Here is a 22,568-nt window from a genome sequence, read left to right on the forward strand (position 1 = left end):
ATATTTGTGTGCGGAACGGGCTACCCTTTCCGCACATTTCGCGTATATAAATTATAATATCTTACAAGGGGATAATTCACGTTATGAAAATTATTTTTCCGGTGAGGAATTTCGCCGGGGAAATCGTTTCTATACAGATAGATTGTATGGAACGCATGAATTTCTTTTGTGTAATATTTTTTCCGGACAAACCCATCAATGAACAAACTCAGAGACATATCGACAGCGGTTTACTATTCTTTCCCCGTCCAGTTACTGGCCCGGCAACTTCAACATAGAAAAACGCTGATTGCATTCTGGTTTGTACCACTGGGATTTATTTCCGGAGCAATTGGGGAAGGCTTCGGTGGCTCTCATTTATTTCTCGATCCCGAATACCTCGGCAGGGAAAATTTCTGGAGCGTATTTCTTGTAGGTTCTGCATTGGGTGCTTTTTTATTTGCCTACATGATCACACTCTACATCAATGAAAGCTACAATTTCCACTTTATAGCCAAAACAAGAAGTCCTTTCTACACTTTCTCCTACAACAATCTGCTTGTCCCGGGCTCTTTGCTGTTGATCTATTTCTGGCGCTTTTGGGATTATCATACGTCCGTAGCCGGAGGAATCACCTGGCCGGTAGTGGAAAAATTTGTGGGGCTCCTGATGGGAATCGGCCTCATCTTTCTCATTTCGGCTACTTATTTTTTTGCCAACCGATCTTTCATTCAGCGATATGGGAAAAAAATTGAAGAGGGAATCACCGGGAAAAAAAATCGGCACAACCGATGGGTCATTATCGGAAAAGCCAGAGCCAGCATCCGAAATCCGCAACGTACAGACAATTATCTGGCATTCCCGTTTTGTGTAAAAAAAATCGAACAAACGCCCGAACCCGAACTGTACAATGTGGTAGCATTCCTGCACCAGCATCACGGAAAATTACTGCTGATGCAGATTTTGACATTCCTGCTGATTGCAGGTCTGGGCCTTGTAGATGGAAATCGTTACTTTCAAATCCCTGCTTCGGCGAGTTTCCTGTTGTTTTGTTCCCTCGCAATGATGGTCATCGGGGCCATTACCTTCTGGGTGCGTAAATCAGGTATTCTGACCTTATTGATTTTGTTGGGTGCAGCCGTAATTTATGACCAGGTAGATTTTCTCAGTGAAAGAAACCAGGCTTTCGGTCTTAACTATGAAAATACACCCGCAGACTACTCCAAGGAAAATCTGGAGAAAATCACCTCAAAAGAAATTTATAATCAGGATCGGGCCGCGACCCTTGTCATGCTGGAAAACTGGAAAAAAAATTACCAGGCAAAATACGGCAGATATGCAAAACCAAAGGCGGTTTTTGTTACTGCCTCCGGCGGAGGACTGCGTTCGGCATTCTGGACATTTCGCTCCATGCAATACCTCGACAGTCTGACAAATGGCAGAATCTATGATGAAATACGGCTGATGACAGGCGCTTCGGGCGGTATGTTTGGACTGACTTATTACCGGGAACTGGCCATGAACCGGGATCTGGGTAAAATCACCTCTATCGAAGATCATCGGTACCAGGAAAATATTTCCAAAGATTTACTCAACCGTATCTTTTTTAAAACATACGCCGACGTTTTCCTCCCCAACCGGCAGGTAGAAATCGGGGGGAAAACCTATGACCGGGAAACGGGCTACTCCTTTGACCAGCAGTTGGCCATCAACCTCCCCGAACTAAAAAACAAAAGGCTGTGGGAATATAGCCAGTTGGAAACAGAGGGGCTGATTCCTCCCGTAATTCTCACCCCGACCATTCTGAATCAGGGCAGAAAATTGTATGTAGCCGCAAGTCCGGTTTCATTTCTCACACGCCCCAACCACATCACAGACCGCCATATCTCTAAATCAGGGGGCGTGGAATTTCGAAGATTGTTTGCAGAGCAGGATGCCGATTCATTATTCATGACAACGGCGCTTAGGATGAATGCAACGTTTCCTTACGTATTACCCATTGTAGAACTGCCCAGCGAACCGCCAATGGAAGTCATGGATGCCGGTGCAATCGACAATTATGGGACACAGACTGCCCTTCGCTATCTTTTTGAATTTAAAGACTGGTTTGCAGAAAATACCGAAGGGGTGATTTTTGTCCAAATCAGAGACAATGAACGCGAAGACCCGATCAGAGATAAAAGCACCAATGGGCTGACCGGACGGCTGACAGCACCGGTTGATGGCGGATATTACTCTATGTCAGAATCTAAAGATATGTCCAACGACTATCTTCTTGAGTTTGTCAGAGAATGGTACCGGGGCTATATTGAAGTCATCCCGATTCAATACTCAAGGGAGACCAACAGCAACCCGGCATCCTTAAGTCTCCACCTTACCCAGAGAGAAAAAGACAATATCCGAAGAGGAATATTCACCGAACAAAATCAGGAGGCGTTTCTGATGTTGTCGTCGCTGTTCCAAAATGACCTGTTGGCGGATAAAAAGTAGCAGCTTTTCTGAAAAAACGCTATATTTAAGAAAGTAAACAGTCTCGTTTTATGATAGAAGGAATTGAATTGATCAAAGACCGAAAAGGTAATATTACAGAAATCAGGGTGGATGTAAGAGAAAACCCCGATCTTGCCTCAGATATCTATCATCTTATTGGAACACTCAAAAGAGTAAAGGAAGCTGATAAAACCACTCCTTCCGGCCACAAGGTTTCATATCCGGCCAAAGCGCCTATGACATTACGCGCGTTTAACCAGTTGATCCGAAAATCTAAAGCCAGCGGAGATGTTTCCGAATCGTCATTTTTCCAAAAAAATCCCCAATGGCGGAAAAAAGAAAAGTTGTCCTGAAAGCACTGGCTGAAGCACAGGTCTCAGAGATATACGACTATCTTTTATCTGAAGGGGAAAATGGTTACGCAGAAACATTTATCAACGATTTTCTGGATGTAGTCTTTGATGAAATTCCCCGGTTTCCCGAGCAGTTTCCCATTTGCGAAGGAATAAAGTCGGGTTCCAAAGATTATCGGATGGGCAGTATTGCGGATGAATTCAGAGTCGTTTTCCAGATTCACCGCGACAAAGTCGAAATCCTGCTGGTTTTGCATGAGTTGGAATTACCAACTTGAGGGGGGCATGCTTTAACTTTTCAATTTTTTGTTTGATTTTTTTTCCTCCAAATAGTTTGGGCGTAAACCCAATTGGTGCAAGAGCAAAAAGGCCCTTCCGCCCTTCGGTCGTCAGGTCCCAAGGACTCCTTCGGAGGTGACGGGCCTCGCCGTCAGAATACGCTTCTACATCCGTAGAAGCGCGTTTTTATTGACACATCGTGTCATCCCGACGACCGAAGGGAGGAGGGACCTTACATATCTCCGCGACAATTTCGTTCGCATACGGTTTGCCTTCGGTGATGGAACAGATTGAATGCCGCTGCCATTTCTACCAGGGTACAAATTGTACCCCAGTTGCTCTTTAGCATTTCATCGCGACTCAGCATTTTCTTTATGTACTGCTTAACATCAGTACTATCAGTCAAAACTTCAACAACATCCTGGACTGAAAAATACCACTTCTCCTCAGCTTCATTCCAAACGGAACGAATCTGTTTGCTTTCGAATAATTTAATATTACTCATAAATAATTTAAAGTTTTCTGGTTTATGCTGCGCTTATACATCGGAAGAAGGGCTTAGGTAATCCAGATTAAATATAATCCATTTTAAGCTTTATATTCAAATACTTGTACCTCGTTTTATCTCAAAACCCAATAAAATCCCAACGAAAAGAATCGTAGCTAATCAAATCGTCATATTCGGCCACGATTTTTTTGAGATACCGATCCTGGTCAAATATCAGCTTGGCAAAGTAGGTATTGGCATTCGCTCCGCCGAAGATGTAGAGATACAGAAATTTTTCATTGAGTGATGGATAGGCCATCACGGGTTGCAAAAACAAATCACTGTCACAAAGATTGGGATCGTACAAATCTGCAAATGCCTCCTTTGGTACAATCAATTGTTTGCCCCCCACGGAAACGGTGAGCGAATCAATCATCATTTTGGGCCTTCCATAAACCCCGCCGTATGCAGGAAGTCCATCTATAGTCTCCACCAGACTGTCTTCTCCTTCAAACCATGTATAGGTATGAGAAACGGAATCAAACGGAATGGTTTTCAGGTGAATGTCCACCTCCGACTGCCCGATAAGCGTATCGTGAATCATCACTTCCGAGCTGCCACAATGTTTGATACACAAAGGCCTTAGCAGATCGCGGTTGGAAATAAATATCAGGTCCTGCTGCCCGTCAAGGAGATTTCTGATGGCAAACTCCAGAAAAGCACTGTCGCCCTGTACTCCGGTTTCTGTCTTTTTTTTGTAGGGAGAATGGCGGATGGAATTGAGGTGAATGGCGGGTTCCTGTTGTGCCAGGATTTCACCGCAGCAGGAAACGGTCAATAACACAGCGAGAAGCAGCCTGAGAGAAAACGTATTCATTACATTTCGTTTTAGCATGAGTGTTATACAGGCTGAAAGATACGGATTTATGGGGAAACCACAGATTCGCTATTCTCCCTGAAAAGATTTGGGGGAATAGGGGAATTACCACTCTGGTAAATCACAATTCCCTCCTCCTCCATAATTTTCATGGGGAACAGTGCTGGATATATCCCGGTGTAGTGCTGGGTATCTGTCAGCACGAGGTATTCCAGGCCCAGTGAGCGGTAGCTCTCAAGCGCGGTACTGTCCGGCTGCAGGCCAAAATTGTAAGCGGTCCAGCCTTGTCGGTTTAGGGCAAACAGCAGTGTATTGGGCGAGGGATCCTCCGGACAAAACAGGTGCGCCGCTGGCGAAATGCCGCTTTTTGAAAGCCAGTCGCGGTCTTCTGCGCCATACAAAACCGATTGGGTGAAAGGGTGAGCAGTGGCATCTTCTGCCCGTAAATGTAAAACCCGGTTCGTCCATAAAACATTGACAAGCAGAAGAAAAACGGATAAAACAATAATCCTTTTCTGTTGCCTGAGATACGATGCCATCGTCAATGCGATCAGCACCGGCACTGGCCAGAGCGCAAAAGTGTAATAATCATGTTCCCTGTACATCCGAAAAAACAGGACAATAACTGCCACGGCTCCGGCTATGTGCAGCACGATGAATAAAAGTATCCCCACATGGATTTTTCTCCGGTTTTTGAGAAAGAAATAAACTACCCCCGCCAAACCAATGGCGGTTCCCAGTGATAGTATGCCCTTCATCTCATACTTCAACCCCATCAAAATTTCATAAATTTCCGTTGCAGAGTATAACCAGACCGGGCGCACGGAAGCAAGAAAATAACTGCTGTCGTATTGAGCATTGTATTGCATAATCCACCATCTGCAACCCACAATCATCAGCCCCCAGATGGATGTTGACAATAAAAAATGTCGCCGGATTGCGGCACTGATGGTCGGATATTTTCCCGGAAATAGTAATAAGGCAACAACGGTAGCAGCCCAGCTGAGTGCCATGGTGAGTTTTAAGCACGCAGACAGTGCAGCGATAACTGCTGCCCCATATATCCAGCGCTTTCTATCACTTCGATACCCATAAAATAACAAAGACCAGGACAAAAACACCAGGCTCAGCGCCGGACTGTCGGGCAGATAACTGGCGCAGTAATAAGTAAATACAGGTGTACTAGCCAATATGCTTACGAGAAGCGCAGAAAACAGGTGAGCTTGTTTGGGCTTAAGTAGTTGGCGCAGTATCCAGACGAGGCTGCCGGTACCTGACAGGAAAATCAGCAGGTGAACCCAACGCAAAATTGCGACATTCCACCCGAAAAGACAGGCAATTTTACCGGCAATCCAGTACGTGAAAGGCAGTTCCCCTATCGCATATCCGTATCCGTCTGTTTCCAGATTGAAGATTTCCGGCTGAAAAAAGCTATTTCCCTGGTAATAAAACCACATCAGCGAAGCACCGTCGGCCTGTCGCCATTGGTGTACCCCCATCGGTGGTTGGTTGATCCAGTCGGTCAGGCCACATGCCAGCAGCACCAGGAGACAAAAAAAAAGCCAGAATAATGGAATACGCACCGGGCAGACTTTTTGAGGGACTAAGTCTCCAATATAACCGGAAATTTGATTGGGAAAAAACAATGCGCTCCCTGAAAGCTACCGTTTTACAGCGATGCTTCCAAACCGGCGTCTATCGCTTCATAAATCACGTCGTGAATGCGCTGCCGGATGCGCAAGGTGTTGAGTTTCCAGTTGTTGCTTTTGGGGTGAACCCTGTTGGAAAGAAATATATAGACAAGCTCTGATTCCGGATCCACCCAGATACAGGTGCCGGTAAAACCTGTATGTCCATAAGAGGCTTTCGAAGCGCGGCTTCCGATGATATACTCTCCTGACAAAGGGGGTTTGTCAAAACCCAGACCGCGATTGCCTTTGTTTGCACGGGTAAACTGATCCACCGTCTGGGCATCCATATACCTTTCTCCGCCGTAGGTTCCCCCGTTGAGTATCATCTGCAAAAGAATTCCCAGATCATTGGCATTGGAAAAAAGCCCGGCATTTCCCGATATACCGCCCAGCAGGGCTGCTGTCGGGTCGTGGACGTTTCCCTTGAGCAACTGCCCGCGCCAGTTGTTGTCGTATTCGGTAGGGATCAGCCGCTCCGGATCGAGGGTGCTGCGAGGGTTAAACCGCGCATTCTGCATGCCCAGTGGCTCATATATTTCTCTTGCGAGAAAAGTATTGATGGGCTCCTGATTGAGTGAATCAATCGCCATCTGAACAAGGATCATATTTGCATCGCTATACTCGTAAGTCTTTTTGGGGTTAATATGCATGGCCTTGGCGGCCTGCCAGAGCGAATCGCGGTAATCATTTCGCAGATAAAAACCCGATGCTACTTCTATGGAGTACAGGCTGTCTGCCCTCGGTTTGAAGTACCGGTCATATCTTCCTACAAATTTATTCCTGTAACGCATATAGGGCAATATGGGCAATCCAGCCGGCAACCCCGAATGGTGGGTCATCAGTTCTTCCAGTGTAAGCGAAAATACAGGAGAACGCACCCGCATTTTTCCGCGCAGATAGGATTTAATAACCATCAGCGAATCACCCTTCCGGAAAGTATCGATACGGGTAGATGGATCGGGTTGACGCTGGGCAACCAGAATAAAAGGTGATTCGGACGTGCTGAGTGAGTCTGTCTCTTCAAATGGCTCAGAAGTGGATGCGAGGTACAGAGAGTCTATGACAAAGAGTGTGTCTCTCCGGTAAACAGAATCTGTTATGATTACCTGATCCTTAAAAAACCGCCCCAGCGGATCATAGGGACTGATACGCTTTTTATCCGCCATATACATTGCAGCGACCGTTGTAGCAGCTACTTTGGTGACAGAAGCAATATCGTACAGATCGGTAGGGTTTACCCAAACCGGGGACGCATAAGTTGGGTGGCCAAATGCTTTGTGATACACGACTTTTCCGCCTTTTGCTACAAACACCTGGCAGCCCGGCATGGCAAACGAGCCCATCCCTTCATATACAATCGAATCAATTTTCGACAATACACTGCTGCTCATACCCGCAGCTTCCGGAAGCGTATATGCCAGCCGCACAACCGGGCGTGTCAGCCCCTGCCGATAAGAAAGGGTATCGCTGATATGCACGGGTAGCCGCCCGCCAGAAGCAATTCCGCCAAATAACATCTGCCCCGCCAGTGCCTCACTTTGATGGCTATGACCATATACCTGCACAATTGTACCCGCTTCCGGCAATTTTTTAAGATCTTCTACTTGTCCAAAGTGTACAAATACAACCTCCGTCCGGCTTTGAAGCTGAGCCAGCGTCTGTAAAAAGACCGTATCCCGATCGGGATCGGGAATTTCACTGTTGAAGACAACAATTACAGGATCATAGCCTGAAAAAAATCTGACGTCGAGTCGGGGCAACGGACCGCCATTTTTGCGTGTGAGTCGCGACCGGCTGAAGGGCGCATACCAGCGGAGCTGATTCAGCAGATCAATGGTTTCTTCTCCAATCGTAAGCAGGTGAAACCGTTTTTCCCGCAATTGTTTGAAAGGAACCAGCTGATGGTCATCACGCGCAAGGGTAATTGTAGCCTCTTCTACCTGTCGGTTGAGCAGTCGGTTGAGTTGAGGGTTGACGGGCAATGTGCGGCGAAAATCTGCATCTGCATAATGTTTGGGCGCATGTGCCCAGGATTTGGCGAGCAGAATGCGGTGAACTTTTTCATTCAAAATATCTTCCTGCAGCTTTTCTTTCCCAATCAGGGAAATCAGCACATCATATACATAGGGAATATCTTTTTTTTGTACGACCAACAGATCAGCGCCTGCCTTAAGGGCTTTTTTTGCCCGGTCTTCGACCTCATTGGCGCTGTTGCCCGCAGCTTCTGCGATCAGTAATCCACTGAACGGAATATGGCTGGAGAGGTAACTGCGAATCAGATCGTCTTTTGCCGAGTTGATTTTGACCTTGTCCAGTTCCTCCGCATTGATCAAAAAACCGGAAATACCTTTCCTCGAAAGCGTATCATAGGGAGAAAGGAGACTGTCCCGCAACAGGGAATCCGTTTCCAAAGGAAAATATACTTGCGCATAGGCCGGGCAGGACAATACCCAGTGATGTTGCAATTCTTCGGAAACGGTCAAAACCTTACGTACAATCTGCCTTCGGTTTTCAGGTTTTTGCCCTTCAGAAACCAAAGGCGTAAAATACATATGTACTCCCATTTCATTGGACTGGTCGCCAAGATGTTGGCCGACCAAACCAATCAGAGAGTCATTATCTATAGCGGCAAGAGAAAGATCTCCCGGCAGCCGCACCAAATCATCCTGAGTGGGGTCGCTATACATACCAACAAGCAAAGGTTTGGAAGAAACCTGCTGATAAATATGCGTGCGTTGCCATTGCTGTGTGGCATCATACCCCCGGAAAACAATTCCGCCAACATTATACTCTGTCAGCAGATGTGTCAGCGGATACTCCCGTTCTGTGGTATCAGGTTCGGCAACGACCATTAAAAGCTGCCCCACTTTTTCGCTAATGGTCATTTTTCTCAGCATAGAGTCTGCCCATCGTGGATTTTCATCCAGGAAAGGAGCAGATACATAACGATCTTTAGGCCCCACCGAATAGAGTGTTGCCAGCAAGACCAGCGTTATGCCCAGCCCAATAGTGATCAATATGGGAAGTTTCTGCCGCATGTGTTGTCAGACAAAGTTCGTCAGCCAGTCTGATTTATTACCGGTTTTTTTATAATATTATCTTACGGAGAATGCAGGAGTAATGCCATTTTGCAAGGGCTTTTCACTCTCTGCAAATACGGAATCCGGGGGGTAGAAGTTTTAAAAACGGGTATTTATAAAGTGGGGTGCCTATCTCTGAAGAAACGGGCGTTTTACCACTTTAGCTTTCACCGGTTTGTCACGGATAATTATGTCCATTTCTGTGCCGATGGCAGACAGTTGTTCGGGGACATAAGCCATACCGATTCCGATATTCATCACCGGACTGATACCGCCTGAAGTCACCTCACCGATTTCCTGCCCCTGATGCGCGATTTTGTAGTGGGAGCGGGGAATTCCCTTTTCGATCATTTCAAACCCGATGAGCTTACGCTTCACGCCTTCTGCCTTCTGGCGGTTGAGTACATCAGACCCGTTAAATACGCCTTTGCCGAGTTTGGTGATCCAGCCGAGTCCGGCTTCCAGTGGGGTAGTCGTATCGTTGATATCGTTGCCATACAGCATATACCCCATTTCCAGACGCAGGGTATCTCTTGCTCCGAGGCCGGTAGGAATCAATCCAAATTCCGCTCCTGCTTCCATCAGGTCATGCCACATTCGCACCGCGTGCTGGTTGTACACAAATATTTCAAATGTGCGTTCGCCGGTATAGCCAGTGGTGGCGACCATTGATTTTTCGGCGCCGTTGAAAGTATCTTTAAAACAATAGTATGTCCCCATTGTCGAAAGGTCATAGCTGGTAAGTTTCTGAACAATCGCCTCCGCTTTTGGACCGGAAACTGCAAGGAGAGAGGTTTCTTCAGAGATATCGATCATTTCTGCGCCCATGGTATTGCTTTCACTGATCCAGTTCCAGTCTTTTTCAATATTGGAAGCATTCACCACAATCATATACTGGTCTTCGCGGATATAATAAACGATCATATCATCCACAATTCCTCCCTGATAATTGGGCATACAGCAATATTGGGCTTTGCCCGGCTCTAGTTTGGAGGCATCATTCGAAGAAATTTTCTGAATCAACTCCAGTGCTTTGGGTCCGCGAACAATAAACTCGCCCATATGAGAAACATCAAACAGTCCCGCCGATTCCCGCACAGCCAGATGTTCTGCCTTATCACTCTGATAGCGGACCGGCATATCATAACCGGCAAATGGAATGAGCTTTGCGCCCAGTTGTTCGTGAATTGCGTGGAGTTCTGTTTTCTTGGACATAATGCGGGGTTACGGGTTCAAAAAGTGTACGCAATTTAAACAACCTTTGACAAAATACTACCGGGATAAAGTTTGTAAATTGCAAAAAATAGTCCCGGTTATGGATCTGTTTCACACACCGACAACCAGTCCTGCCCATATTGCACCGCTTGCCGAGCGAATCCGTCCAAAATCCCTCGATGAGGTGATCGGACAGACCCATCTTATTTTCCCGGATAGCCCGTTTGTGCGGTCTATCCAAAGCAACCGCATTCCATCCATGATCTTCTGGGGGCCGCCGGGTGTAGGCAAAACTACGCTGGCGCAGATTATTGCAAATTCTTCCCAAAAGCCGTTCAAACAGCTGAGTGCCATTTCTGCCGGAGTGAAGGAAGTGCGCGAGGTGCTGAAATTTGCCGAAGGAAGACCGGGCACGGTTTTGTTTATCGACGAGATCCATCGTTTTAATAAAGCGCAGCAGGATTCTTTGCTGGGTGCGGTAGAAAAAGGGCGAATCACCCTGATTGGCGCCACCACGGAAAACCCTTCTTTCGAAGTAAATGCAGCGTTACTTTCGCGAAGTCAGGTCTATTCGCTCAAACCCTTGTCTTTTGAGGAAGTCAGGAAGTTGCTCTCCTATGCTATTGAGAAGGATGAAATTCTGTCTCAAAGGGAGATCGATCTGCGTGAGATTGACGCCATATACCGGATCGCGGGAGGAGATGCCCGGAAAAGCCTGACATTGCTGGAAATCTTCGTCAATACCCATCCGGAAGGGGAAAAAATTGTGGTAACCAATGACGAGTTGCTGGCTGCTGCACAGGAACATGTCGCTTTATATGATAAAACTGGGGAACAACACTACGATCTGGTCTCGGCATTTATCAAGTCTGTTCGCGGGGGAGACCCCAATGCCGCTGTATATTACCTGGCCAGAATGCTGGACGGGGGCGAAGATGTGAAATTTATTGCCCGAAGGCTCATTATCCTCGCCGCAGAAGATATTGGCAATGCCAACCCCAATGCCCTGCTGCTTGCCAATGCATGTTTTCAATCGGTGAATGTAATCGGACTGCCGGAAGCCCGGATTATTCTTTCTCAAACTACTACCTACCTCGCAACCTGCGACAAGTCCAATGCCGCCTACATCGCGATCAACGATGCCATGGCTTTTGTCAAAGATCAGCCTGCTTTTTCGGTGCCTCTTCACCTTCGCAATGCGCCGACAAAACTTATGCGGGAAATGGATTATGGAAAAGGATACAAATATTCCCACGATTTTCAGGGGCAGGAAAATCATCAGGAATTTTTACCGCAGGAAATGGTGGGCAAGCAATTTTATTTCCCCAAACCCATAGGCGGTGAGGCGAAAATCAGACAGTTTCTGGAAAAACAATGGGGGAAAAAATACCAATAAAAAACCGGCACAGATTACAGAAATCTGCGCCGGCTTTAGAAAAAGATCCACTACATCTTATTCGTTTAGATTCCAGCCGTAATCTTTGTATTCCAGCTTCGAATCATCTTTGATTTTCATGGTAGAATATTTGTTGATAAAAGCAGAGACAGAACCTGCTGATTTTTTGAAATCATCTGCATACCAGCTGAATAACTGAGATACCTGCGCTTTGTTCGCAGAAATGGTATTGTGAGCAGGATTATTGATATAGGCTTTGGTCTGCCGGGTGAGTTGATCTTCAAGCTTATCACCGGTAAAAGCTTCGTTGAGCAATGCAGGACATGAGAAAGAGGCACAATTCACGGCGAAGTGAATCCTTGGCTCTGCAAATTCCTTGCGGATAATCTGGTTTTCCACTTCGTTCAGGCTATAGGTTTTACTCCCTATAAGTATAAACTTTTTGTCCCAGGGCTCGCCCAGGTCGCGGATACTTTTGAGTGGATAATTGTCAACAATCAGTTTGACGGTAAAGGCATTATACACATTGATCCAGTAGGCAAGTTTGTCCTTTGAGGACCAGTCTGCAGCGGGAGGATTTGTGCTCAGTTTTTTCAGATATACTTCCAGTTTGGCCTTATCCTGCTTCAATCCGGGATAATTGACTTTTCCCTCCGCAGAAACATATTTTTTCAGCAAATAATCCCACTCCGCGTGCGTAATAGCTACAGATGGGGTATTTGCAACTTCCGTTGTCGTAGTAGTATTACCAGAAACACCGGAGGCAGAGAGAGAGGAGATCGCACTAAAGAGCAAAAGGCATGAAATAAATAACAGGTAAGAAAGAGAGCTTTTCATAAATTGAATGTGCTTAAAATTTATAGTTTGAATACGAATTAGCAACCTATCTTCGTATCTGAATGTCTTAGATATGACATTATACGTGATATTAGCTGATTCTAATATGTAACGAGCCAATTCCATTTTCAATTCAATTGTTTTTATATCATTTGCGAAAATTTAACTAAACCTGAATTCCATGAGAAAACTGATCCCCATTGTACCAACCGTAATGGTGCTTTTCCTGGCTTTTTCTGTACAGTTTGTACACGCGCAGGTCTGTACCCCGGATCCATCCTTTACCGCTGCCGGCGTTTACCCGGCTACGCTTCCTTCTGCCTGTGCAAACGTGCCCTATTCGGTTGCCATTACCCTCGTGGTCCCGCTGGATACTGTTTTCCAGTCGCCATTTGGGCCTATTACCGTACCGATTGACTCTGTAGTACTGGATAGTGTTACCGGGCTTCCTCCCGGCTTTAGCTACCAGTGTGTTCCACCGACCTGTGCATTTCCGGGAGGTGGCAGCTATTGTATTCTGGTATCTGGAACCAGCAGCATCGCCGACACTTTTTCTATAAATATATTTACCAATACTTACCTCACAGTCATTGGTACACCACAGGTTATCCCTACCAATTTTACCGGTTATTATGACCTGATTGTCAATGCAGGAGTTACTGCCAGTGTATCCGTATCTGATGCCAACTGTGGCGCTACTGATGGGATTGCACTTGTATCACCTTCCGGCACAGGGCCTTTCACCTTTCTCTGGAGCAACGGCGATACAACTTCTACGATTGGCAACCTCGCACCAGGTGCATATAGTGTAGTGGTTACAGGTCCCGACGGCTGCAGCAGTACTTTTGTTGCCAACGTAGGTACCAACGGCAATGCGCCTTCCAGTGTACTGGATACAACAACCTGGACAGGTTGTGCAGGCAGTGCCGGGGGCAGCATCAGCATTAATGTCAGCGGCGGAACAGGACCGTTTTCATACGCATGGTCAAATGGCGATACTACCGCCACCATCACCGGAGTTGCCGGGGGATCATACAATGTGACAGTTACTGACGCGCTGGGCTGCGCCTCCACAGATACTTATGTGATTTCTGAACCCACTCCGCTTGCCCTTACGCCCGGACAGGTAAACAGTGTTTCCTGTTATGGCGACGCCGATGGAACCGCTGAAGTTACCGTCTCCGGTGGCATTGGCAGCTACTCTTATGACTGGCAGACTACTCCTCCTCAAACAGGTGCGATGGCTACCGGGCTTTCCGCCGGAGTAGTGCAGGTTTTGGTAACCGATGAAGCGGGTTGTGTCGAAGATCTGAATATAACCGTCAGTCAGCCCGATTCTCTGGAACTTTCCTTTACAACCATAGATCCCACCTTTGGCAATCCATATGGATCGGCAACGGTAACCCCTGCCGGAGGAACACCTCCTTACACTTATCTCTGGAATACAGGGGATATTACCAACAGTATTGATAGTGTCGGCAGCTCGGGCGGTGTTTTCTATGTAACGGTAACAGATGCCAAAGGCTGCGAGGTTACAGATACCGTAGAAATTTTCGCTTACGTAGGCATCGAAGACGAACTGGCTGCCGGTTTCCGCGACATCAGCATTTACCCCAACCCTAACGCTGGTGCTTTTACGCTGGAAATTGTGCTTGACAAGGTACAACAAGTCAATATCCAGCTATTTGATCTTACGGGTAAGTCTGTATTATCATCGACTAAAACGAATGTGCTCAGTCTGTCTGAAAATATAACGGCACAAGGCATACCCGCCGGAATGTATCTGCTTCAGATTCGCACGGAGCTGGGGATGGCTTCGCGCAGGGTGATTATCCGCTAGTCAGAAGTTTTTGTGTAAATGGGGTGTCAGTATTCCCACAGCTGCCCCGACGACATAACCGGTGATCACATCCGAAGGAAAATGTTTACCGGCCCTTACCCGCAGAAATCCAACAAAAGCGGGAACCAAAACAGCCCCGGTCCAGACAAATGGTTTTGCTCTGGATCGGGGATAATAGTCACTATAGACCTTTGCGAGAAAAAAAGCAGAAGCTGCAGTCATTGACGCATGGCCGGAGAAAAACGAAAACCGCGCATCGCGTTCAGTCTGTGCCTGATATAACTCGCTGTTGCCGGTAGCATCGATATAGGTAAACGGGCGGTTTCTGTGTACAGAAGCCTTGGCAAAACCTGTAAGTCCGTAAGTAAACGAAAACGCCTGAACGCCCATGGTCAGCACCTCGGGAAAATCATCTCTTACCGGTTTAAACGCAAGCAGGGTTGCAGGGAGCAAAATTGCACCCATAGCCAGAATATCACTTGTTTTTTTTGCCCGCAGATTCCAGTTAAATGACGTGGGGCGATCAAAACGGTTGATCTGAAGTCGGTTGAGTGAAGCCAATTCACCGGCAGTCAGAGGTTGTACAGAATTCTGAAAAAGCTGTCCGGCAGCAGAAAGGCCGACAGCACCCAGGGTAATCGGCAGATCTCCTTTGGCAGTAATTCTGTAAGGAGAATATTGCGCAGACAGAGAGAAAACAGAAGCAGAAAAGAGCAGAAAGAAGATAATCGGTTTCACAGCTTTAATTTTAGTTGTCCTTAAGCAAAAGTTTAGAAAATACTGGCTAAAAAAAATCCCCGGTTCGTCCGGGGATTTTGTACACGTCATTCACGTGAGGCAAGTATTGAGTAGTAGTATATATCTATAATTACCGGGTGAATTTTTCATATTCAAACACCTGGCAAAGATTTGCATCGGGTGATTTGGGATCAATGATATTTCTGTTCATTCTTACAAGCATCCCTGTATTGTCATAGGTATAGGCAACTGTGCCGCGAAGCGTACCTTCTGAAGACCATTCGACCCGGGTAATATCGCCGCGGGAATTGTATTCATAGACGTACTGTTCTCCTAACGTACTTTGTTCCTGTTTGGTGGTTACCCTGGCAATTAAACCATCTGTATTGTAATCATAGATGATTTTCTTAATCAAATCGCCATTGCCATTTTCAAAAATTTCGGATTTCATCAACCCCTTTTGATACTCATAGCGGTTGACTTTGACTACCCGATTGTTTTCCATCCAGCGGACAGCGATGAGGGTGCTGTCATCATCATAGACATACTCCTTTGTATGCAGGAGCATGACCTCATTATTATGAAGCATTTCATAGGATTTTACCTGAAATACTTTGCGCTGGGAATTAAACCGGTAGCCAGACTTATAACTTTTATTCCAGACATTGTCTTTCAAATGCTGCCAGCCCAACACACCATTTGTGGTGTATTTATAATCATAAATGCGGCTTGTATCTTTGCTGGATACCTCTACGACCTGGATGAGATTACCTTTGGAATCATATTCATAGCTGGTACCAGCGCTGAAATTTCCGGTGGGTTCTACTTTTCCGTCAAAGCTTTTCACATGGATCGCTTTGATATCATTGCGGAGAATAAACGACTTAGGGAATTGCGGAGCATCCCACTTTACTTTTTCGGAAAATGATATAGGTTGTGCCAGGCAATTTATTCCAAGAAGTAATACGATTAAAGGGGTAAATACGTGCTTCATACTCACAACTAGGTTAAAGTTTATTGTTGTATCGATTTGCCTGATACAAAAACTCAAAAATCTTCTGAAAATTGGGGCGATCCAGATTTGAGTTTGAATATAGACATTATTTGTGTGAATAATCAAATCTTACCTCTTATTTTCTGCAATTTATCCAATCAGAGCAGGGTTTTGCTAAAAATATCACTATACAACCAAATCCAATCTATCATTTTTAGTCAGGGAATAGCACTTTGCTCAAAGTATGATCCAGCTAATCTTTCCCGAAAACATGGTTGTAATCGCGTAGTACTGTTTCGAGAAATTGTTTATCTGTCATCCGGGTATTTATCCCGGATACCTCTTTTACCTTATTTGCGAGCTTTTCGAGCAGTTCCGGATTAAAATTTTTAATTCCCAGATCAAATACTTCTTTCAGAATGGATACATCGCGGTCAGACAGATTCTGTATTTCGGGAAACACCACCTGGTAGTCTTCCGCAGTATCCATAAACATCGTATCGCCAAAAGTAGTGACCAGTTGAAGTTTGATCACAGATGTTCCGGCCACAATGTCTCCAATTCGCTGACCCTTTTTATTCATGGAAATCGCCACCATTCCGATAACCCCCGGCAGTAGGACAATACTTACGCTCAGCCAGACATCGATCATACGAAGCATCCACCGCAGCAGGTAAGCAGACAGGGTGGCCGGAGCCCCGTCGGTACGGATCGTACGCATCTTCATCAACCTTTTACCCAGCGTCTGTCCTTGAAAAAGAAATTCACACCAAAGGCTGTAGAAAACCGCTGGAAGCAGTGAGATTATGGTAAGTGTGTCTGAGAGATAGTCCTTCCATTCACTGTGGTAATTATACTTATCAATCAGATAACCCCAGACATACACATACAATGCAAAGGCGAGAAGATCAATCAGACCACTTGCAATACGATCGCCAAGTTGCGCCACAGGGTATTCCAGCTCAATGTTTTGCGTAGTTGGTATAATGATCGTATTCATTTATATTTTTTTTCTTATCTTTCTCACACAGGCACTATGCAAACAAATATAGCATAAAATCGATGAGAGAACCTGCCTTTTTGCGACAAAATAAGGACAAATGGCTGGAATATGAGCGAATGCTGTTTCAGGAAAATCAGGAAGAAATCGACCCTGATCGCCTGGCGGAGCTTTATATTCAGTTGACCGATGATCTTGCTTATTCCCGTACATTTTACCCCAAAAGCCAGACGGTAAAATATCTTAATGGTCTGGCAGCACGAACGCACCTGGCGATCTATAAAAATAAAAAAGAAAAGGGAAGCAGACTCCTTACTTTCTGGACGACGGAACTTCCCCTCATATACCGGGAGTCGCACAAGTATATGTTGTACTCCATGTTGATTTTCACCTTTACTTTTATTGTTGGAGTCTTTACCGCTTACAGCGATGAAGAATTTCTCCGGATTGTGCTTTCTGACAACTATGTGGATATGACGCTGGAAAATATTCACAACGGCGACCCGATGGGCGTATATAAAGACTCAGCCTCCTTCCCCATGTTTGTGCGGATTGCCTACAACAATATTCAGGTTTCTTTTCTGGCTTTCGTCATGGGGATATTCTGTTCTTTTGGCACCATATACATACTTTTCAAAAACGGGCTGATGCTGGGATCCTTTTTTATGCTGTTTCATACCGAAGGGATCATCTGGGAAGCACTTCCGGTAATCTATATCCATGGTACGCTCGAACTTTCAGCAATTGTCATTGCAGGGGGAGCCGGATTTATGCTGGGCAATAGCATTCTTTTTCCAGGAACCCATACCCGCATATACTCTATACAGCGGGCAGCCCAGTCCGGAGTAAAAATAATTGTGGGATTAATACCGGTTTTCCTCCTGGCAGCTTTTCTGGAGTCCTATATTACCCGACTAACAGAAATGCCGCTGATAATTAAGCTACTAATCATTATTTTGTCATTGGCTTTTGTGGTTTGGTATTATATTATCTACCCGATAACCGTTACCCGTGAAGCCGGATACGTGGAGAAAAAAATCAATTGATGAGACAGCGACACACCATTATCCTGTTTTCCACTCTGCTATTTTTGCTTTCCGGCATCAATATATGCCGGGCTGTGCCGCCCACCGATGAAACCGTTTTCCGAAACTTTGAAGAAGAAAAGCTTTCGGATTACAAACAGAAAAGGGATTTCAATTATGGAACAGAGCCTTTACCGGAAGAAGAAGACTTTAATTTTGCTGCACCGCAAAAGAGTATCGCAATTGTATTGCAATGGCTCATTTATGCGGCGATCTTTGTAACCCTTGGCGTATTGATATTTTTTGTGCTTCGGCAATCCATATCATGGAGGAAAAGCCGTATGATAGAGCAGGAGTTTATTCCCGGGCTGGACACACGCGATATCCGTGAGGTGATGTTTGAAGATATGATCGAAAATGCCATCAAAAACGGAGAATACCGAATCGCTGTAAGGCTCCTTTATCTTGAAACCCTCAAGAAACTGACGGTCAAAGGATGGATCGCCTGGAAACCCTTTAAAACCAATCAGGAATATCAGTTGGAACTTCAACAAACACGTGTAAAGGAAGATTTTGACAGACTTACCATCAGTTATGAATATATCTGGTATGGAAATTTTCCTGTTACAAGTCAGTTGTATCAATATGTAGAAAATATATTCCGCCAATTTCAGTCAAGCCTGGAGTATAAACAATGAAACAGATACCCTTACATAAAAAATTGCTGTTTGGGATCGGGATTATTCTTGCTGTCATCACCCTATACGGCGTACTTCAGGAATCTCTGGGGCCCAAAAAATTTTCATGGAGCGAGTCTTTTGCCCGCAAAAGCAAGGCCCCATATGGAACCTTTCTGGTGTATGAGATGCTGGGAAATATTTTTGAAGTTGACTCTGTAAAAGAAATTAATAAGCCCGTATTTGAGCAACTGGTCTATGAAGAATATCAACAGTCCAGCTATATTTTCATCAATGAAAACTTCCCGGTAGACGAAACCGATGCCGATGAAATGGTAAATTTTGTCAAAGCAGGCAATTATATCTTTATCGCGGCTTACTATTTTCCGCCCGCGTTAAAAGAACGCCTCGGTTTTGAAAACCTGTCTTACCTGCAAAGTCAGGAAGATTCGGTGGATATTCGATTTACAGATGAAGCGCATGCCGGAGAAATGTATCGTTTTCCCGGTGTAAAAATGATTAATTATTTCCAATCGTGGAACGCAGACCACACGACTGTATTGGCAGAAACCATTGACGGGAAAGCCAAGCTGCTAGAAATCCGTATGGGGGAAGGAAAATTTTTTCTGTCAACTGACCCCCGGGCATTTACAAACTATTATATGGTGCACCCCCGCAATCATCAATATATTTCACACGCTTTATCTTTTTTGCCGGAAGGGCAGACGGTTTTCTGGGACGAGTATTACAAAATCAACAATCTTCGGTCTAAAAATGGCTATGACGGGGATAGCGAAAGACCTTCCGCCTGGGACTATATCATGCAGCAGGAAGCGCTTCGCTGGGGATTCTGGCTTTTTCTGATAGCGATATTCATCTACGCCGTTTTTGAAAGCAAACGTACCCAGCGCCTCGTTCCGATCATCAAACCCTTACCCAATACGACACTCGATTTTACAGAAACGATTGGAAGGCTCTACTACCAAAATGGAGACCATCAAAAAATCGCTGTAAAAAGAATTAAAGTTTTTCTGGAGTATGTACGCTCCCGTTATTTCCTGAAAACCAAGGTCTTTGATGATGAATTTATCCGTAACCTGGCAGGAAAGTCGGGAATCCCCGAAACGGATATCCGCCAATTGTGCGAAACCATAGACTTTATCAAAAACCATACGGCGATCAGTGAAGAACAATTAATCTCTCTCAATCAATTGCTGGAGGATTTTTATCACAGGGTATAAAAATTAATTAAACGGAACATAAATCTTTGATGGAAGAAATTTTTAATACACACACAGAGCTTGGTGAATTCCGCGCATCCGTGGAGAAAATCAAACAGGAAGTCGGAAAAATCATTGTAGGTCAGCACAAAATGGTAGAGCTGATAATCACAGCGATTTTGTCTGACGGTCATATCCTGATTGAAGGTGTACCAGGCGTAGCCAAAACGCTGACAGCCAAGCTCATGGCGAAATCCATTGACACGGGATTTTCCAGGATACAGTTTACCCCCGATCTTATGCCCTCAGATGTACTGGGCACATCGGTTTTTAATACACAAACTGCCGCATTTGAATTTCGAAGGGGACCGATTTTCAGCAATATTGTCCTCATAGATGAGATCAACCGCGCACCTGCAAAAACCCAGGCGGCCTTGTTTGAGGTCATGGAAGAGCGTCAGGTAACGATGGACGGGATCACCTATCAGATGGCCCCCCCATATATCGTTATTGCCACACAGAACCCGATCGAGCAAGAAGGCACCTACCGGCTGCCGGAAGCTCAGCTTGACCGGTTTCTTTTTAAAATCGAGGTGGGTTACCCTTCTCCCGATGATGAAGTGCGTATCCTCAGCGATTTTCAGAAACGAAAAAACCAAAATGATATCAGCCAGGTCCAGCCGGTATTAAATGCCACCACGATTCGTTCTGCTCAGGAAATTGTACGGGGAATCCATATCGAACCCAATCTTATCCGCTACATTGTAGAGATTGTAGCCAGCACCCGAAATAATAAAGATATTTACCTCGGCGCATCTCCCCGCGCTTCTATCAATATTATGACCGCCTCCAAAGCGCTTGCAGCCATCAGGGGCAGAACGTTTGTTACACCGGAAGACATTCAGTATATAACCAGTCCTGTACTTCAGCACAGGATTATTCTTACCCCCGAAAAGGAAATGGAAGGCGCCACACCGGAAGATGTGATTATCCGGACAGTAGAACGTGTCGAAGTACCCCGTTAATCCCGCATTTACAATCAGGCTATGATATTATTTTTCCAGCGTCTCTATCTCAACAACCGACTCTTCCTTTTGCTGGGAATCAATACAGCCATGTTTATGGCTGCGTTTGTAGTTCCGGGATTATTGCCTGCGGCAAAAGTAAGCCTGCTGCTGATCGCTGCATTTACTGTACTCGATATTTTCCTCATATTCAGGGAAAAAGACGGAATTTCTGCGACAAGAGAGACCTATGAAAAATTTTCAAACGGAGACCAAAACCCCGTAAAAATTACGGTGGAGAACCGTTATACTTTTCCCGTAAAACTCATCATCATTGACGAAGTTCCGGTGCAGTTCCAAATGCGAGACCTGCAATTTGAACTAGAATCTGCCCCGGGTAAAAAAAGTGAACTGACCTATCTGATACGGCCCGTAAACCGCGGTGAGTACTGGTTTGGAGCACTAAACGTCTTTGTCTCAGGTTTTTTAGGTCTGGTCAGAAAGCGCTATCAGTTTGCTATCAAGGAAATGGTTCCCGTTTATCCATCCTATATACAAATGCGAAAATACCAGCTAATGGCCATTTCCAACCGGCTGACAGAAATGGGGGTGAAAAAAATCCGCAGGCTGGGACATACCACCGAATTTGAGCAGATCAAAGAATATATCCGGGGAGATGATTACCGCACCGTCAACTGGAAAGCAACAGCCCGCGCCAACAAGCTGATGGTGAACCAATACATTGACGAGCGGGCGCAAAATGTATATTGCCTGATAGATAAAAGCAGGGTAATGAAAATGCCCTTCAAAGGCATGACGCTCCTCGATTATGCCATCAATGCAGCACTGGTTTTGTCCAATATCGCCATTTACAGAAAAGACAAAGGAGGGCTGATTACCTTTTCAGAAAAAATCAGTACGAGTGTCCCGGCCAGTAGCAAAGCCACACAGATGAGCCTGATCATGGAGGTTTTGTACAATCAAACGACGCGTTTCCTCGAAGCAGATTACGCCAGGCTGTATACCTTTGTCAAAAGAAAAATTGCTCACCGGAGCCTGTTCATTCTTTTTACAAACTTTGAATCGGTATCTGCCATGCGGAGACAGCTTCCCTATCTGATAAAATTGTCTCAACATCATTTACTGGTCGTAATTTTCTTTGAAAATACCGAACTTCGCGAACTCTTGGACGATACGCCTCAAAAACTTGAGGATATTTACATCAAAACCATCGGCGAAAACTTCGCTTTTGAAAAAAAACAAATTGTGCGGGAACTGGAACAACATGGAATTATTTCTATTCTTACACCGCCGGAGCATCTCACGGTAAATACTGTAAACAAATATCTCGAGCTGAAATCACGTGCAATGATCTGACTATTTTTT

19 protein-coding genes are annotated in these 22,568 nt (G+C 45.4%); 10 read left to right on the plus strand and 9 right to left on the minus strand.

Annotated features, from left to right (window positions below):
- Positions 1-198: 198 nt before the first annotated feature.
- The 3 genes from R3D00_29100 to R3D00_29110 are packed head-to-tail and all read left to right on the plus strand — an operon-like array spanning position 199 to position 3,100.
- The gene (locus tag R3D00_29100) at positions 199-2,469 is read left to right on the plus strand and encodes a hypothetical protein (protein ID MEZ4777269.1); all 2,271 of its coding nucleotides are present in this window, start codon (positions 199-201) and stop codon (positions 2,467-2,469) included.
- A gap of 50 nt (positions 2,470-2,519) precedes the next feature.
- Positions 2,520-2,822, plus strand: coding sequence for a hypothetical protein (locus R3D00_29105; protein ID MEZ4777270.1), 303 nt, complete (start codon positions 2,520-2,522; stop codon positions 2,820-2,822).
- Positions 2,795-3,100: a type II toxin-antitoxin system RelE/ParE family toxin gene (locus R3D00_29110; protein ID MEZ4777271.1), complete on the plus strand. Its 306-nt coding sequence runs from the start codon at positions 2,795-2,797 to the stop codon at positions 3,098-3,100. The genes R3D00_29105 and R3D00_29110 overlap by 28 nt, the downstream gene beginning before the upstream one ends.
- A gap of 233 nt (positions 3,101-3,333) precedes the next feature.
- Here R3D00_29110 and R3D00_29115 read toward each other — a convergent pair whose 3' ends face one another.
- From R3D00_29115 to gcvT, 5 genes are all read right to left on the minus strand, one after another.
- A complete protein-coding gene (locus R3D00_29115) occupies positions 3,334-3,606 on the minus strand; it encodes a hypothetical protein (GenBank protein ID MEZ4777272.1) in 273 nt (90 codons plus the stop codon).
- 121 nt (positions 3,607-3,727) lie between these two features.
- Positions 3,728-4,465 (minus strand): hypothetical protein, encoded by a 738-nt coding sequence (locus tag R3D00_29120; GenBank protein ID MEZ4777273.1) that lies wholly within the window; start codon positions 4,463-4,465, stop codon positions 3,728-3,730.
- A 47-nt stretch (positions 4,466-4,512) separates the two neighbouring features.
- Positions 4,513-6,048: a glycosyltransferase family 39 protein gene (locus tag R3D00_29125; GenBank protein ID MEZ4777274.1), complete on the minus strand. Its 1,536-nt coding sequence runs from the start codon at positions 6,046-6,048 to the stop codon at positions 4,513-4,515.
- An 86-nt stretch (positions 6,049-6,134) separates the two neighbouring features.
- Positions 6,135-9,194: a serine hydrolase gene (locus tag R3D00_29130; protein ID MEZ4777275.1), complete on the minus strand. Its 3,060-nt coding sequence runs from the start codon at positions 9,192-9,194 to the stop codon at positions 6,135-6,137.
- A gap of 171 nt (positions 9,195-9,365) precedes the next feature.
- A complete protein-coding gene (gene gcvT / locus R3D00_29135) occupies positions 9,366-10,451 on the minus strand; it encodes a glycine cleavage system aminomethyltransferase GcvT (GenBank protein MEZ4777276.1) in 1,086 nt (361 codons plus the stop codon).
- A 100-nt stretch (positions 10,452-10,551) separates the two neighbouring features.
- On the opposite strand from gcvT, the gene R3D00_29140 reads away from it, so the two are divergent.
- Positions 10,552-11,847, plus strand: coding sequence for a replication-associated recombination protein A (locus R3D00_29140; protein MEZ4777277.1), 1,296 nt, complete (start codon positions 10,552-10,554; stop codon positions 11,845-11,847).
- Positions 11,848-11,904: 57 nt separating this feature from the next.
- Here R3D00_29140 and R3D00_29145 read toward each other — a convergent pair whose 3' ends face one another.
- Entirely contained in the window at positions 11,905-12,684 is a 780-nt protein-coding gene (locus R3D00_29145) for a DUF547 domain-containing protein (GenBank protein MEZ4777278.1), read from the minus strand.
- 181 nt (positions 12,685-12,865) lie between these two features.
- Between R3D00_29145 and R3D00_29150 the strand changes: the two genes are divergently transcribed.
- The gene (locus R3D00_29150) at positions 12,866-14,524 is read left to right on the plus strand and encodes a T9SS type A sorting domain-containing protein (protein MEZ4777279.1); all 1,659 of its coding nucleotides are present in this window, start codon (positions 12,866-12,868) and stop codon (positions 14,522-14,524) included.
- On the opposite strand, the gene R3D00_29155 is transcribed toward R3D00_29150, so the two are convergent.
- From R3D00_29155 to R3D00_29165, 3 genes are all read right to left on the minus strand, one after another.
- Positions 14,525-15,262, minus strand: a complete 738-nt coding sequence (locus R3D00_29155) for a phosphatase PAP2 family protein (GenBank protein MEZ4777280.1) — start codon at positions 15,260-15,262, stop codon at positions 14,525-14,527.
- A gap of 130 nt (positions 15,263-15,392) precedes the next feature.
- Positions 15,393-16,256 (minus strand): hypothetical protein, encoded by an 864-nt coding sequence (locus tag R3D00_29160; GenBank protein MEZ4777281.1) that lies wholly within the window; start codon positions 16,254-16,256, stop codon positions 15,393-15,395.
- A 253-nt stretch (positions 16,257-16,509) separates the two neighbouring features.
- A complete protein-coding gene (locus R3D00_29165) occupies positions 16,510-17,256 on the minus strand; it encodes an RDD family protein (protein ID MEZ4777282.1) in 747 nt (248 codons plus the stop codon).
- A gap of 80 nt (positions 17,257-17,336) precedes the next feature.
- On the opposite strand from R3D00_29165, the gene R3D00_29170 reads away from it, so the two are divergent.
- The 5 genes from R3D00_29170 to R3D00_29190 are packed head-to-tail and all read left to right on the plus strand — an operon-like array spanning position 17,337 to position 22,559.
- Positions 17,337-18,302, plus strand: coding sequence for a stage II sporulation protein M (locus R3D00_29170; protein MEZ4777283.1), 966 nt, complete (start codon positions 17,337-17,339; stop codon positions 18,300-18,302).
- Positions 18,302-18,979, plus strand: a complete 678-nt coding sequence (locus R3D00_29175; GenBank protein MEZ4777284.1) for a DUF4129 domain-containing protein — start codon at positions 18,302-18,304, stop codon at positions 18,977-18,979. The genes R3D00_29170 and R3D00_29175 overlap by 1 nt, the downstream gene beginning before the upstream one ends.
- The gene (locus tag R3D00_29180; protein ID MEZ4777285.1) at positions 18,976-20,199 is read left to right on the plus strand and encodes a DUF4350 domain-containing protein; all 1,224 of its coding nucleotides are present in this window, start codon (positions 18,976-18,978) and stop codon (positions 20,197-20,199) included. Before R3D00_29175 ends, R3D00_29180 begins: the two co-directional genes overlap by 4 nt.
- Positions 20,200-20,228: 29 nt before the next feature.
- The gene (locus R3D00_29185; protein MEZ4777286.1) at positions 20,229-21,203 is read left to right on the plus strand and encodes a MoxR family ATPase; all 975 of its coding nucleotides are present in this window, start codon (positions 20,229-20,231) and stop codon (positions 21,201-21,203) included.
- Between the two features lie 21 nt (positions 21,204-21,224).
- Positions 21,225-22,559, plus strand: a complete 1,335-nt coding sequence (locus tag R3D00_29190; GenBank protein ID MEZ4777287.1) for a DUF58 domain-containing protein — start codon at positions 21,225-21,227, stop codon at positions 22,557-22,559.
- Positions 22,560-22,568: the final 9 nt, after the last annotated feature.

The sequence above is a fragment of the Bacteroidia bacterium genome (genome assembly GCA_041391665.1).
Classification (GTDB): domain Bacteria; phylum Bacteroidota; class Bacteroidia; order J057; family J057; genus JAGQVA01.